The sequence below is a fragment of the Streptomyces sp. WAC04114 genome (assembly GCF_019733245.1).
Lineage (GTDB): Bacteria > Actinomycetota > Actinomycetes > Streptomycetales > Streptomycetaceae > Streptomyces > Streptomyces massasporeus_A.
In genome coordinates this window covers 1-13,077 of sequence record NZ_JAIGQA010000085.1, presented here as the reverse complement: position 1 = coordinate 13,077, position 13,077 = coordinate 1, and the positions used below count along the sequence as shown (strand labels likewise).

Annotated in this window: 13 protein-coding genes; 4 read left to right on the top strand and 9 right to left on the bottom strand. The window is 69.2% G+C overall.

Translation table 11 applies throughout. The annotated features are described in order from the left end of the window. Window positions 1–10: 10 nt before the first annotated feature. On the top strand, window positions 11–1,360 hold the full coding sequence (cseC, locus tag K4G64_RS21780) for a two-component system sensor histidine kinase CseC (RefSeq protein ID WP_221757700.1): 1,350 nt from the start codon (window positions 11–13) through the stop codon (window positions 1,358–1,360). Window positions 1,361–1,375: 15 nt separating this feature from the next. Here the strand turns inward: cseC and K4G64_RS21775 are convergent, their stop codons facing one another. The 3 genes from K4G64_RS21775 to K4G64_RS21765 form a co-directional block, all read right to left on the bottom strand. Then, window positions 1,376–1,822, bottom strand: coding sequence for a VOC family protein (locus tag K4G64_RS21775; protein WP_221757699.1), 447 nt, complete (start codon window positions 1,820–1,822; stop codon window positions 1,376–1,378). A 162-nt stretch (window positions 1,823–1,984) separates the two neighbouring features. After that, window positions 1,985–2,419 (bottom strand): helix-turn-helix transcriptional regulator, encoded by a 435-nt coding sequence (locus K4G64_RS21770; protein WP_221757698.1) that lies wholly within the window; start codon window positions 2,417–2,419, stop codon window positions 1,985–1,987. A gap of 717 nt (window positions 2,420–3,136) precedes the next feature. After that, entirely contained in the window at window positions 3,137–4,720 is a 1,584-nt protein-coding gene (locus K4G64_RS21765; RefSeq protein WP_221757697.1) for an MDR family MFS transporter, read from the bottom strand. 123 nt (window positions 4,721–4,843) lie between these two features. Between K4G64_RS21765 and K4G64_RS21760 the strand changes: the two genes are divergently transcribed. Beyond that, entirely contained in the window at window positions 4,844–5,440 is a 597-nt protein-coding gene (locus K4G64_RS21760) for a TetR/AcrR family transcriptional regulator (RefSeq protein ID WP_221757696.1), read from the top strand. Between the two features lie 68 nt (window positions 5,441–5,508). On the opposite strand, the gene K4G64_RS21755 is transcribed toward K4G64_RS21760, so the two are convergent. Then, window positions 5,509–6,222, bottom strand: a complete 714-nt coding sequence (locus tag K4G64_RS21755) for a M23 family metallopeptidase (RefSeq protein WP_221757695.1) — start codon at window positions 6,220–6,222, stop codon at window positions 5,509–5,511. Between the two features lie 440 nt (window positions 6,223–6,662). Between K4G64_RS21755 and K4G64_RS21750 the strand changes: the two genes are divergently transcribed. Beyond that, the gene (locus K4G64_RS21750; protein WP_221757694.1) at window positions 6,663–7,307 is read left to right on the top strand and encodes an HAD family acid phosphatase; all 645 of its coding nucleotides are present in this window, start codon (window positions 6,663–6,665) and stop codon (window positions 7,305–7,307) included. 96 nt (window positions 7,308–7,403) lie between these two features. On the opposite strand, the gene K4G64_RS21745 is transcribed toward K4G64_RS21750, so the two are convergent. After that, window positions 7,404–9,929: an ATP-dependent Clp protease ATP-binding subunit gene (locus K4G64_RS21745; RefSeq protein WP_221757693.1), complete on the bottom strand. Its 2,526-nt coding sequence runs from the start codon at window positions 9,927–9,929 to the stop codon at window positions 7,404–7,406. 430 nt (window positions 9,930–10,359) lie between these two features. On the opposite strand from K4G64_RS21745, the gene K4G64_RS21740 reads away from it, so the two are divergent. After that, on the top strand, window positions 10,360–11,055 hold the full coding sequence (locus K4G64_RS21740) for an SCO3374 family protein (protein ID WP_221757692.1): 696 nt from the start codon (window positions 10,360–10,362) through the stop codon (window positions 11,053–11,055). Window positions 11,056–11,064: 9 nt separating this feature from the next. Here K4G64_RS21740 and K4G64_RS21735 read toward each other — a convergent pair whose 3' ends face one another. The 4 genes from K4G64_RS21735 to K4G64_RS21720 form a co-directional block, all read right to left on the bottom strand. Beyond that, window positions 11,065–11,400, bottom strand: coding sequence for an Lsr2 family protein (locus K4G64_RS21735; protein ID WP_010048839.1), 336 nt, complete (start codon window positions 11,398–11,400; stop codon window positions 11,065–11,067). Between the two features lie 264 nt (window positions 11,401–11,664). Further along, complete coding sequence (locus K4G64_RS21730) at window positions 11,665–12,198, bottom strand: amino-acid N-acetyltransferase (RefSeq protein ID WP_031111859.1); 534 nt, start codon at window positions 12,196–12,198, stop codon at window positions 11,665–11,667. A gap of 9 nt (window positions 12,199–12,207) precedes the next feature. After that, window positions 12,208–12,681, bottom strand: coding sequence for a BlaI/MecI/CopY family transcriptional regulator (locus K4G64_RS21725; RefSeq protein ID WP_221757691.1), 474 nt, complete (start codon window positions 12,679–12,681; stop codon window positions 12,208–12,210). 148 nt (window positions 12,682–12,829) lie between these two features. Next, window positions 12,830–13,018 carry a hypothetical protein gene (locus K4G64_RS21720; RefSeq protein ID WP_221757690.1) on the bottom strand — a complete coding sequence of 63 codons (189 nt, stop codon included), beginning with the start codon at window positions 13,016–13,018 and terminating at the stop codon, window positions 12,830–12,832. Window positions 13,019–13,077: the final 59 nt, after the last annotated feature.

Genomic DNA, 13,077 nt, shown 5'->3' with positions numbered 1-13,077 from the left:
GGGCAGGGGTATGAGGGGGCACTTCCGGCGCCTGGTCGCCGCGGGCTTGGAGCGTGCGGGCATCCGCACGGGCCTCAGATGGAAGCTGAGCGCGGCCATCGCACTGGTGGGCGCACTGGTGGCGATCGCGCTGAGCCTCGTCGTGCACAACGCCGCCCGGGTCTCGATGCTGGACAACGCGCGTGACCTCGCCGACGAGCGGATCATGATCGCCCAGCGCAACTTCGAGCTGTCCGGGCGGATGAACTTCCCCAACACCAAGATCAACGACCCGGATCTGCCGCATGCGCTGCGCGAGCGGGTCGAGGCGGGCCGGCGGGCGACGTACGTGGCGGACCGGCCGGGCGAGGTGCCCGACATATGGGCCGCCGTACCGCTGAAGAACGGGCAGGTGATGTCGCTGCACTCGGGCTTCACCGACCGCAGTTCGGACATCCTCCAGGATCTCGACCAGGCCCTGCTCATCGGGTCCATCGCGGTCGTCCTCGGCGGCAGCGCGCTCGGGGTGCTCATCGGCGGGCACCTGTCGCGGCGGCTGCGCAAGGCGGCCGTCGCGGCGGGCCAGCTCGCGGGCGGCGAGACGGACGTGCGGGTGCGGGACGCCATGGGCGGGGTCGTGCGGGACGAGACGGACGACCTGGCGAGCGCGGTGGACGCCATGGCGGACGCGCTGCGCCAGCGCATCGAGGCCGAGCGGCGGGTCACCGCCGACATCGCGCACGAGCTGCGCACCCCGGTGACCGGACTGCTGACCGCGGCGGAACTGCTGCCGCCCGGACGCCCGACCGAGCTGGTGCTGGACCGGGCGAAGGCCATGCGCACGCTGGTCGAGGACGTGCTGGAGGTGGCGCGGCTGGACGGGGCCTCCGAGCGGGCGGAGCTGCAGGACATCATGCTGGGCGAGTTCGTCGCCCGGCGGGTGGCGGCCAAGGACCCGGCCATCAAGGTGAGCATCGTGCACGAGTCGGAGGTCACCACCGACCCGCGCCGCCTGGAGCGCGTCCTGTTCAACCTGCTGGCCAACGCGGCCCGGCACGCCAAGCCGCCCATCGAGGTCAGCGTCGAGGGCCGGGTCATCCGCGTGCGCGACCACGGCCCGGGCTTCCCCGAGGACCTGCTTGCCGAGGGGCCGAGCCGCTTCCGCACCGGCAGCAGGGACCGGGCCGGGCACGGCCACGGCCTCGGTCTGACCATCGCGGCCGGGCAGGCCCGGGTGCTGGGCGCCCGGCTGACCTTCCGCAACGTCCGCACCCCCGGGACGCCCGAGCACCTCCCGGCCGAGGGCGCGGTCGCCGTGCTGTGGCTGCCGGAGCACGCGCCGACCAACACGGGGAGCTACCCCATGCTGCCGGGGTCGTGAGGGCGGGGCGGCGGATCAGCAGGTCCAGTCCTGGTCCATGTCGAGGCCGCCCTCACGGGGCTGGGTGAAGGAGAACCAGTTGCCCGAGTCGTCGCGCAGCAGCGCCTCCGTGCCGTACGGGCGCTCCTGCGGCTCCTGAAGGAACTCCACGCCCCGCTCCTTGAGCTTCTTGTAGTCGCCGTGGATGTCGTCGGTGGTCAGCACGCCCGCGCCGAGCGCGCCCTTCGTCACCAGCTTGCGGAGCATCTCGGCGGACTCGGGGTCCATCGCGGGCCCGCCGGGCACCATCAGCGTCAGCTCGACGTCGGGCTGGTTCGGTGAGCCGACCGTGAGCCAGCGCATGCCGCCCTCGCCCATGGTCATGTCCGTACGGACCTCCAGGCCCAGCTTCTCCGTGTAGAACTCCTTGGCCCGGTCCTGGTCGAGGACCCAGACGGTCGAGATGGCGAGACCCTTGATCATGGCGTACTCCTGCTCCGAGTCTGTGGCTGTGGCTGGGCTGCGGCTGTGGCTGGGCTGTGGCTGGGCTGCGGCTGTGGCTGGGCTGTGGCTGGGCTACGGCTGCGGCTACGGCTACGGCTACGGCCGGTTGTGCCCGCCCTGCCACGGTAGGCAGCGGGGGTGTCAGCCCGCTTCTCCGGAATTGCGCTTCTCGCCGGCGCCGGGCGCGGAGCGGAAGCCGCCGGCCCAGAGCATGGCGTAGCAGCCGGGTATGAGGGCGGCTCCCCGGCCCACGTGCTTCGTGCGGTACTCGCTGGGTGTCAGGCCGGTCCAGGTCTTGAAGCGGGCCGAGAACGTGCCGACGCTGCTGAAGCCGACCAGGTGGCAGATCTCCGTCACCGACAGGTTCGCCGTGCGCAGCAGGTCCTCGGCGCGCTCGATGCGGCGGTGCGTGAGGTACTGGCCGGGGGTCTCGCCGTAGGCCTCCTTGAAGGCACGGATGAAGTGGTAGCGCGAGTACCCGGCGTGCGCCGCGACGGTGTCCAGGTCCAGCTCGGGGTCGGCCCAGTCCCGGTCCATCGCGTCCTTGGCGAGCCGCATCCGCCGCGTCCTGTCCATGGGGTCGATGGTGGCACGGGGGTCTGACAGCGGCCCCCGACCGGCGACCGGGCATCGCGCGATCAGGCATCCCGCGGCAGGGCACCGCGCGACCGGACATCGCGCGACCAGGCATGGTGCGGCGGGGCACCGAGCGGCCGGGCATGGCACGGCGGGACATCGCGCGACCAGGCATCCCACGACCGGCACCGCACGGCCGGACATCGCGCGACCGGGCATGGCGCGGCAGGGCACCGCGCGACCGGGCATGGCGCGGCAGGGCACCGCGCGACCGGGCATGGCGCGGCCAGGCATGGCGCGGCCGGGCATGGCGCGGCCAGGCATCCCGCGATCAGGCATCCCGCGGCAGGGCACCGCGCGACCGGACATCGCGCGACCAGGCATGGTGCGGCGGGGCACCGAGCGGCCGGACATGTCGCGAGGCATCGAGCGGCCGGACACCGCGCGACCGGACATCGCGCGACCAGGCATGGTGCGGCGGGGCACCGAGCGGCCGGACATGTCGCGGCCAGGCATCCCGCGGCCGGACACCGCGCGGCGGGGCACCGCGCGACCAGGCGTGGCGCGGCCGGGCACCACACAGCCGGACACCGCACGGCCGGACACCCCGCGGCCGGACACCGCACAGCCGGCCATCCCGCGACCGGGCACCACCGCGACCGGGCATGACGAAGCCCCCGGGCGGACACTCCCGGGGGCCTCGTGCGGTGCGGTCGGTCAGACGGCCTCGACCATGGGCGGCTGCGCCGCCGGGGTGTCCGGCTTGCCGTCCTCCTTGGGTCCCGCCCCCTTCAGCGGCACCTCCTTGACGAACACGGCCGCCACGAGCGCGACCACCGCCACCACGGCGCCGAGCAGGAACGCCGTGTGCGTGCCCGCGGAGACCGCGTGCTGGTAGGCCTCCCGGATCAGCACCGGGAGCTTCTCCAGGCTCTTGGCGTCGAGCTGGGCCGACTGCTCGGTCACCTTGGAGCCCAGCGCACCGGCCCGCTCGCTCATGACGTCCTGGACGCGGTTGTTGAACAGCGCGCCCATGATCGCGACGCCGAAGGAGGAGCCGAGCGTGCGGAACAGGGTGGTCGACGAGGACGCGACGCCCATGTCCTTCATCTCCACACTGTTCTGCGCGACCAGCATGGTGATCTGCATCAGGCAGCCCATGCCCAGCCCGACCACAGCCATGAACACGCCGGAGGTCAGCCGGGAGGTCCCGGTGTCCATCGTGGACAGCAGGTACAGGCCGACGATCATCAGCGCGCTGCCGGCGATCGGGAAGACCTTGTACTTGCCGGTGTTGGTGGTCACCCGCCCAGCGACCATCGAGGTCACGAGCATCGCCCCGAGCATGGGCAGGAGCAGCAGCCCGGAGTTGGTCGCGGAAGCACCCTGCACGGACTGCTGGTACAGCGGCAGGAAGAGCGTCGCGCCGAACATCACGAAGCCGGTGATGAAGCCGATGACCGACATCAGCGTGAAGTTGAGGCTGCGGAAGATGTGCAGCGGCAGCACCGGTTCGGCGGCCCTGGTCTGCCAGAACACGAACCCGACCAGCGCGGCGACCCCGATGCCGATCAGCTCCATGATCCGCGCGGAGCTCCAGGCGTACTCCGTGCCGCCCCAGGTGGTGACGAGCACGATCGCGGTGATGCCGACGGTCAGCAGCGCGGCGCCCAGGTAGTCGATCCGGGCCTGGGAGCGCTGCTTCGGCAGGTGCAGCACGGCACCGACGGCGGCGAGCGCCACCGCTCCGAGCGGCAGGTTGATGTAGAAGGCCCAGCGCCAGCCCCAGTTGTCGGTGATCGTGCCGCCGACCAGCGGGCCGCCGATCATCGCCAGCGCCATGACGCCGGCCATCATGCCCTGGTACTTGCCGCGCTCGCGGGGCGGGATCAGGTCGCCGATGATCGCCATGACGCCGACCATCAGACCGCCGGCGCCGAGGCCCTGCACGGCGCGGAAGCCGATCAGCTCGCCCATGTTCTGGGCCATGCCGCTGAGCGCGGAGCCGACCAGGAAGATCACGATGGACGTCATGAACGTGCCCTTGCGGCCGTACATGTCGCCGAGCTTGCCCCACAGCGGGGTGGAGGCCGCGGTCGCGAGCGTGTAGGCGGTGACGACCCACGCGAGGTGTTCGAGCCCGCCCAGCTCACCGACGATCGTCGGCATCGCGGTGCCGATGATCATGTTGTCGAGCATCGCGAGCATCATTGCGATCATCAGCGCGAGCAGGACCACCCGCACGCTCTTCGGTTGTTTCCCCCCGGCGTCGGCCGCCGGTGTGTCCGTCGTGTCCGTCATCGCTTCCCACTCCCCCAGCAACTGCTACTTACTTGCCGACCGGCTAGTGACTACACTTGGAAGCTAGCGGCGGAACTAGCCGGGCGTCAAGTAAGTTTTATGGAAAGCGGGGCGCGTAGGAGGATGGGCGGCACCATGGACGGCACCAAGCAGCGGCGCCGCGGGGACACCCGCCGGCGCATCCAGGACGTGGCCCTCGAACTCTTCGCGGAGCACGGCTACGAGAAGACCTCACTGCGCGAGATCGCCGAGCGCCTGGAGGTCACCAAGGCCGCGCTCTACTACCACTTCAAGACCAAGGAAGAGATCCTCGTCAGCATCTTCGAGGACCTCACCCAGCCGATCGAGGACCTGATCGAGTGGGGTCGGCAGCAGCCGCAGACCCTCGCGACCAAGCAGGAGATCATCCGCCGCTACGCCGACACCCTCGCCGAGGCGACGCCGCTGTTCCGCTTCATGCACGAGAACCAGGCGACGGTACGGGACCTGCGGATCGGCGACTCCTTCAAGGCCCGCATCCACAGCCTGCGCGACATCATCGTCGACCCGGACGCGGACCTGGTCGACCAGGTCCGATGCGCCAGCGCCATCTTCACGCTGCACGCCGGCATGTTCCTGCTCCAGGACATGGGAGACGACCCCGAGGAGAAGAACAGAGCCGTCCTCGAGGTCGCCACGGACCTGGTGACCCAGGCCCACCGGGGAGCCGGGGGCTCCTAGGGCCTGGGGGATCACACCCGGGATCACCCCGAGATCACCCGGGATGACGCCTGAGATCACACCTGGGGTCAGACCTTCACGCCCTTGGCGCGCAGGAACTTCACCGGGTCGATCGCCGAGCCGTAGTTCGGGGTCGTACGGATCTCGAAGTGCAGGTGGGGACCGCTCGAGTTGCCGGTGTTGCCGGACTTGGCGATCTCCTGGCCGGTCTTGACGATCTGGCCGACGTGCACGGTGACCTTCGACAGGTGGGCGTACTGGGAGTACGTGCCGTTGCCGTGCTTGATCACGACGGCGTTGCCGTACGCGGGACCGTCGCCGGCGCCGTTGCCGCCGGCCTTGACCACGGTGCCGCCGTGGGCGGCGACGACCTGGGTACCGCTCGGCACGGCGAAGTCCTGACCGCTGTGCTTGTGCGCCCACATGCCACCGTTCTGGGCGAAGCTCGCGGAGAGGGTGTACTTCTTCACCGGGTCGACCCAGGAGGGCTTGGCCTTCTTGGCAGCCGCCTTCTTGGCGGCGGCCTTCTTCTCGGCCGCCTTCTTCGCGACGGCGGCCTTGGCGGCCTTCTCGGCCTTCACGGCCTCGGCCTTGGCGACCTTGGCCTGGGCGGCGGCCTGCGCCTGCACGGCACTGGCGGCACCGGACGCGGCCGTGGTGTCGGCGGCGGACGCGACCCCGGCTCCCAGTGCGACCGAGACACCAAGGCCGGCGGCCAGCACGGTCGCACGGGTGCGGAGCTGGGACGTACGGGAAGAACGGGACGTGACGCGCTGGGACATCGAAACCTCGTGTGGAAGGGGACGGAGAAAACCACCCGGCGCACTGACGCTCGCCGCATGGCCATCCCTTGGTAACCCGAAGTCCGACAAACTCCCAAAAGCGTGATCTACTACGCTAGCTAGTATTTTGGGTCAGTGTTCTACGTCTCTTGACACAGCAGTCATTCGGGACAAAACAGGGCACTGACCCGCACTTTCGCCCTCGAAGTGGGGCAAGAATCCCTTTCCTCCCGGTCCGTTATCCACTATTCCATCTAGTAACGGACATATCGCCTGTGCGCCATGTCACCGGGGGCCCTCTTCGGCCATTCCGGAAATGTGGCGCACGCCTCTAGGCACTTACCGCCCGGTAACCCTACGGTTCCCTTCGCGCCACCCTCGCGCACGAGCATGCACACGACATGTTGGCAGCGTCACTGACGTGAGAGGACCCCCACGACATGCAGACCCGACGCCCCTGGTTGCGCCGCGCATCAGTGACCGCCGTCTCGGCGGCGGCCCTCGTGGCCATGGCCGCACCGGCCGACGCCACGACCACCAGCAGGGCCTCCACGGCCGCCACCGCGGCCGCCGCCACCTCCACCGCCGCGGACGTCGACTACGGCACCTGGCAGAAGGACTGCCAGGCCGTGATGGACCAGGCCATGCCGTATCTGAAGCAGCGGATCGCGGCCCCGAAGCCGGGTGAGAAACAGGCCATCGTCTTCGACATCGACAACACGACGCTTGAGACGGACTTTGGCTTCAGCTACCCGCAACCGGCCAACAAGCCGGTCCTGGAGGCCGCCAGATACGCGCAGGAGCGCGGCGTCGCCCTGTTCTTCGTGACCGCCCGGCCGGACATCATCGCCTCGTTCACCCAGTACAACCTGAAGCAGGCCGGCTACCAGGTCTCGGGCCTCTACGTCCGCAACTTCATCGACCTCTTCAAGAACGTCGCCGACTACAAGACGGCTCAGCGCGTCGACGTCGAGCGCAAGGGCTACACGATCATCGCGAACATCGGCAACAGCGCCACCGACCTCTCGGGCGGCCACGCCGAGCGGACGTTCAAGCTGCCGGACTACGACGGGCAGCTGTCCTAGGGAGCGACGACGGGCTGCTGCCTCAGGGGAGCGTCCGGGCATGACGAAGGGGCCGGTGCTGTTCAGCACCGGCCCCTTCTCACTGGGTCGCTACGCTCAGGCGTCCTTGCTCAGGTTCGGGCCCGTGCCACCGGCCGCCTGCTCGATCGGCGGGACGTCCGGAAGGGGCGCCTTCTCCTCGCCGCGGAAGGTGAAGGTCTTGGTCTCGCCCTCACCCTCCGTGTCGACGACCACGATGTGACCGGGGCGCAGCTCGCCGAAGAGGATCTTCTCCGACAGCGAGTCCTCGATCTCACGCTGGATGGTGCGACGCAGCGGACGCGCACCCAGCACCGGGTCGTAGCCCTTCTTGGACAGCAGCTCCTTGGCGGACTGGGAGAGCTCGATGCCCATGTCCCGGTCCTTCAGGCGCTCGTCGACCTTGCCGATCATCAGGTCGACGATCTTGAGGATGTCGTCCTGGCTGAGCTGCGGGAAGACGACCACGTCGTCGACGCGGTTGAGGAACTCGGGCCGGAAGTGCTGCTTGAGCTCGTCCTGGACCTTGTTCTTCATGCGCTCGTAGTTGGTCTTCGTGTCACCCGAGGCCGCGAAGCCCAGGTTGAAGCCCTTGGAGATGTCCCGGGTGCCGAGGTTGGTCGTCATGATGATGACCGTGTTCTTGAAGTCCACGACCCGGCCCTGGGAGTCGGTCAGGCGACCGTCCTCCAGGATCTGCAGCAGCGAGTTGAAGATGTCCGGGTGGGCCTTCTCCACCTCGTCGAAGAGGACGACGGAGAACGGCTTGCGGCGGACCTTCTCGGTCAGCTGGCCGCCCTCTTCGTAGCCCACGTAACCGGGGGGCGAACCGAAGAGACGCGACACCGTGTGCTTCTCGCTGAACTCCGACATGTCGAGGGAGATCAGCGCGTCCTCGTCGCCGAAGAGGAACTCGGCGAGCGCCTTGGACAGCTCGGTCTTACCGACACCGGAGGGGCCGGCGAAGATGAACGAGCCACCGGGACGCTTGGGGTCCTTCAGACCGGCACGCGTACGGCGGATCGCCTTCGACAGCGCCTTGACGGCGTCGACCTGGCCGATGACCCGCTTGTGGAGCTCGTCCTCCATGCGCAGCAGACGGGAGGACTCCTCCTCGGTCAGCTTGAAGACCGGGATGCCGGTCGCCGTGGCGAGGACCTCGGCGATCAGCTCGCCGTCGACCTCGGCGACGACGTCCATGTCGCCGGCCTTCCACTCCTTCTCGCGCTTGGCCTTGGCGGCCAGGAGCTGCTTCTCCTTGTCGCGCAGGGAGGCGGCCTTCTCGAAGTCCTGCGAGTCGATCGCGGACTCCTTGTCGCGGCGGACGCCGGCGATCTTCTCGTCGAACTCGCGCAGGTCCGGCGGCGCGGTCATCCGGCGGATGCGCATCCGGGAACCGGCCTCGTCGATCAGGTCGATCGCCTTGTCCGGCAGGAAGCGGTCCGAGATGTACCGGTCGGCCAGGGTGGCGGCCTGGACCAGCGCCTCGTCGGTGATGGAGACGCGGTGGTGGGCCTCGTACCGGTCACGGAGACCCTTGAGGATCTCGATCGTGTGCGGCAGGGACGGCTCCGCGACCTGGATGGGCTGGAAGCGGCGCTCGAGGGCGGCGTCCTTCTCCAGGTGCTTGCGGTACTCGTCCAGCGTGGTGGCACCGATGGTCTGCAGCTCACCGCGGGCCAGCATCGGCTTCAGGATGGAAGCCGCGTCGATGGCGCCCTCGGCGGCACCCGCACCGACCAGCGTGTGCAGCTCGTCGATGAACAGGATGATGTCGCCGCGGGTGCGGATCTCCTTGAGCACCTTCTTCAGGCGCTCCTCGAAGTCACCGCGGTAGCGGGAGCCGGCGACCAGCGCGCCGAGGTCCAGGGTGTAGAGGTGCTTGTCCTTGAGGGTCTCGGGCACCTCGCCCTTGACGATGGCCTGAGCGAGGCCCTCGACGACGGCGGTCTTGCCGACGCCGGGCTCACCGATCAGCACCGGGTTGTTCTTCGTACGGCGGGACAGCACCTGCATGACCCGCTCGATCTCCTTCTCGCGCCCGATGACCGGGTCGAGCTTGGACTCACGAGCGGCCTGGGTGAGGTTCCGGCCGAACTGGTCGAGGACCAGGGACGTGGAGGGGGTGCCCTCGGCAGGACCGCCGGCGGTGGCGGTCTCCTTGCCCTGGTAACCGGAGAGCAGCTGGATCACCTGCTGCCGCACGCGGTTCAGATCTGCGCCCAGCTTGACGAGGACCTGGGCGGCGACGCCCTCGCCCTCACGGATCAGGCCGAGCAGGATGTGCTCCGTGCCGATGTAGTTGTGGCCCAGCTGAAGGGCCTCGCGGAGCGACAGCTCCAGGACCTTCTTGGCACGGGGGGTGAAGGGGATGTGGCCGGACGGGGCCTGCTGGCCCTGGCCGATGATCTCCTCCACCTGCTGGCGGACCGCCTCGAGCGAAATCCCGAGGCTCTCAAGGGCCTTGGCGGCGACACCTTCACCCTCGTGGATCAGGCCCAGGAGGATGTGCTCAGTGCCGATGTAGTTGTGGTTGAGCATCCGGGCTTCTTCCTGAGCCAGGACGACAACCCGCCGCGCGCGGTCGGTGAACCTCTCGAACATCGTTAATCGCTCCTCAGAGCGGTCAGGCAGTGGGGGGAACTTCCCCTCCCTGTCCTTCCGCAGCTTAGTCCCGCAAGCGGGGACCGCTCATTCCAACTGCCGACACCGTCCTTGGCCTCCTGACCCCGAACGCCGACATCTGCTCCAACCCGATGGTGCGAGACGATGTTCCCGCAGGCCAGGCAGATACCCCACTCGCCAGTACGCCGATGGCGAACGTGAGACGTCCTTTCCTGCGTGTCGCCCCCTCCCACTAGGGATGTCTTACCCGTGGGGACCGGAAGTCCATGCCGGGCGCCCCCGTTCCCTCCGCTACGGGCGAACAACCTTGCGCCTCCCCGCACCCCCCGCGTGCCCCCATTTCGACACTCTGTGCGCTCACAGCGCCACCCAGCGTAACTCGCAGGCGCTTTCGGCTGTTGCACTTGGCATGTTCGGCGCCCCACAGCCCGTGACCGCATCCTCGACCCCGCTCGTCCCGCTCCCCCGCCGGCCGCTCGCCCCGTCCGGCGCGAGCGGTCAGGTCCGGCGGTGGTACGAGAACGAACTGGGGTGGCCGACGGTGCCCGGCGATCCTCTGCGGCTGCCGGTGGGGGTGCGCTACGACGTCCTGGACGTCCCGGCGGAGGCGGGGCACGCGGCCCTGCGGCGCCTGGCGTCCGGCTCTCCCGTCGCGCTGCACGGCGGCCGGATGCTGCTCCTGGTGGCCGCGGGCAGCGCGGAGGAACTGCCCGGGCTGCTGGAGTGGCTGGACTGGGGGGCCCTGTCGCTGGATCTGGTGGCGATCGGTGCGGGCGGGCTCATGGAGGCGCCGTCGCCCCCGGTGCCTCACGGGGAGAGGGCGGTGCCGCCGGCACGCGGGGCGCACACCGCGGCGCCCTGCGAGGCGGGTGTCCCGCCTGCTCCCCGGGGCCGGGTCGGTTCCCAGGGGGCCGCCGTGTGGCTGCGGCCCCCCGAGCCGGGGTGCGAGGTCGAGGCCTCGCTGCCGACGCTGTCGGCGCTGGGGGGCGGTGGTGACGCCCCCGATCTCGTGCGGCTGGTGAACACGGTGGCCACCCAGTGCCACCGGGTCCGGCTGCGGCGCGCGTGCGCCCAGCCGCCGGCCGTGCGTGCGCAGGGTCGGTAGGGCCGCTGTTCAGCCGTTGGCCTTCTCGTAAGCCTCGCGGATGGTCGCGGGAACACGGCCGCGGTCGTTGACCTCGTAACCGTTCTCCTTCGCCCAGGCGCGGATCGCCGCGGTGTCCTGGCTGCCGCTCGAAGCGGCGCGCGCCTTTCCACGCCCGCCCGAAGCACGGCCTCCGGTACGCCGACCGCCCTTCACGTAAGGCTCGAGAAGGCCACGGAGCTTGTCCGCATTGGCAGTGGTGAGATCGATCTCGTACGTCTTGCCGTCCAGCGCGAACGTCACGGTCTCGTCCGCCTCGCCACCGTCGAGGTCGTCGACAAGAAGGACCTGAACCTTCTGTGCCACCGGATTTCCTTTCATCGATATCTTCAGGGCGGGTGTGCCGGCGTCCGCCGTATCGCCGTCCCCTTGTTATATGCAGTACTGCAGTACGTCGGAAAGCAAACCGCTTTTGCCGGAAAAACACAAACCCCCGGCAGAGGCCGGCAGCCCGGTCCCGGTCCGGAAACGTGCGCGTTTCGGACATAGGGAACCGGGGCAGGGCGGGCGCCGCGGAATATGCCTTGACGAACCGGCCCGACCCGCTAGAGGTCTACTGGCGCACGGCGATCACAGATGCAGAAGCATCCGGCTGTTGCCCAAGGTGTTCGGTTTCACTCGTTCGAGTCCGAGGAACTCCGCGACACCCTCGTCATAGGAACGCAGGAGCTCCGCGTAGACATCCGTGTCGACGGGCGTCTCGCCGATCTCCACGAAGCCGTGCTTGGTGAAGAAGTCGACTTCGAAGGTCAGACAGAAAACCCGGCGAACGCCGAGCCAGCGGGCGGTCTGCAGCAACTTCTCGAGCACACGGTGTCCGACGCCCGCGCCCTTCAGACCGGGCTTCACCGCGAGAGTGCGGACCTCCGCGAGGTCTTCCCACATCACGTGCAGCGCGCCGCAGCCGACGACCTCGGCGTTGTCGTCCCGTTCCGCGACCCAGAACTCCTGGATGTCCTCGTAAAGCGTCACCGTTGCTTTGTCGAGCAGGATGCGGCCGCGGACGTAGGCGTCAAGGAGGCCCCGTACGGCCGGGACGTCGCTGGTGCGGGCCCGTCGGACGGTGATGGCTTTTGCGGTGGCTTCGGGGCTCTTCGCGGACATGCCGGGACGCTATCGCCCGCCGAGGTCCCGAGCGGAGGCGGGGTTCTCCCCGGGCTGTTCCCCGGGTTCCGCTCGTTCGGCCGGTTCCGCGGATTCCGACGGTTCGGTCGGTTCCTGGGTTTCCGGGCCCTGGACGATGCGGACGGCATCGCTGAGAGACCGCCGCTGTTCCTCGCTCATCATGCCGAAGAAGGCGACGAGAGCGGCGGCGGGGTTGTCGCTCTGCGACCAGGCGTCGTTCATCAGGGCGGCTGCGTAGGCGGCGCGGGTGGAGACCGCCTCATATCGATAGGCACGGCCTTCCGCCTCGCGGCGCACCCAGCCCTTCTGATGGAGATTGTCCAAAACGGTCATCACGGTGGTGTACGCGATGGACCGCTCCTTCTGAAGATCTTCCAGGACTTCTCGAACGGTCACCGGGCGGTTCCACTTCCACACCCGCGACATGACCGCGTCTTCGAGTTCTCCCAATGGGCGAGGCACAGCTCAGAACAATAGTGGGAGATCCCGGTAATGGCGTGGCGGACGTGCGCGTGACCGGCGAACGGGAACAAAAAGGGCGTACGGCTCGTGAGTGCGGGCGCCGCGGGGGTGCGGGCCGCCGAGTCGTACGCCCTTGGAGGGGGTGGGGTCAGGCCTCGGCCTTCGGGGAGGTCGCGGTGGTCTGGCAGGCGCCCTCCACGCGCGCGAGGGCGGCATCCACGGCCGCGTCCTCCTTGGCCTTGTTGGCGCCGCCCTGTGTCTTCACGATCACCCGGATCACGCCGACGAAGAACACGGCCATGACGACCGGGGGCAGGAGCGCGGAGACGTAGTCCATGGATCCAGGGTAGCCACGTCAGCCGGCGGCGAGCTGCTGGGGGTTCGCGGGGGGTGGCG

Coding starts and splice junctions, on each gene's coding strand:
- K4G64_RS21765 (WP_221757697.1), bottom strand. CDS start 4,720: ATGACGGACACGACGGACACACCGGCGGCCGACGCCGGGGGGAAACAA.
- K4G64_RS21750 (WP_221757694.1), top strand. CDS start 6,663: ATGCAGACCCGACGCCCCTGGTTGCGCCGCGCATCAGTGACCGCCGTC.
- K4G64_RS21770 (WP_221757698.1), bottom strand. CDS start 2,419: ATGGACAGGACGCGGCGGATGCGGCTCGCCAAGGACGCGATGGACCGG.
- K4G64_RS21760 (WP_221757696.1), top strand. CDS start 4,844: ATGGGCGGCACCATGGACGGCACCAAGCAGCGGCGCCGCGGGGACACC.
- cseC (WP_221757700.1), top strand. CDS start 11: ATGAGGGGGCACTTCCGGCGCCTGGTCGCCGCGGGCTTGGAGCGTGCG.
- K4G64_RS21740 (WP_221757692.1), top strand. CDS start 10,360: ATGTTCGGCGCCCCACAGCCCGTGACCGCATCCTCGACCCCGCTCGTC.
- K4G64_RS21775 (WP_221757699.1), bottom strand. CDS start 1,822: ATGATCAAGGGTCTCGCCATCTCGACCGTCTGGGTCCTCGACCAGGAC.
- K4G64_RS21755 (WP_221757695.1), bottom strand. CDS start 6,222: ATGTCCCAGCGCGTCACGTCCCGTTCTTCCCGTACGTCCCAGCTCCGC.
- K4G64_RS21720 (WP_221757690.1), bottom strand. CDS start 13,018: ATGGACTACGTCTCCGCGCTCCTGCCCCCGGTCGTCATGGCCGTGTTC.
- K4G64_RS21730 (WP_031111859.1), bottom strand. CDS start 12,198: ATGTCCGCGAAGAGCCCCGAAGCCACCGCAAAAGCCATCACCGTCCGA.
- K4G64_RS21745 (WP_221757693.1), bottom strand. CDS start 9,929: ATGTTCGAGAGGTTCACCGACCGCGCGCGGCGGGTTGTCGTCCTGGCT.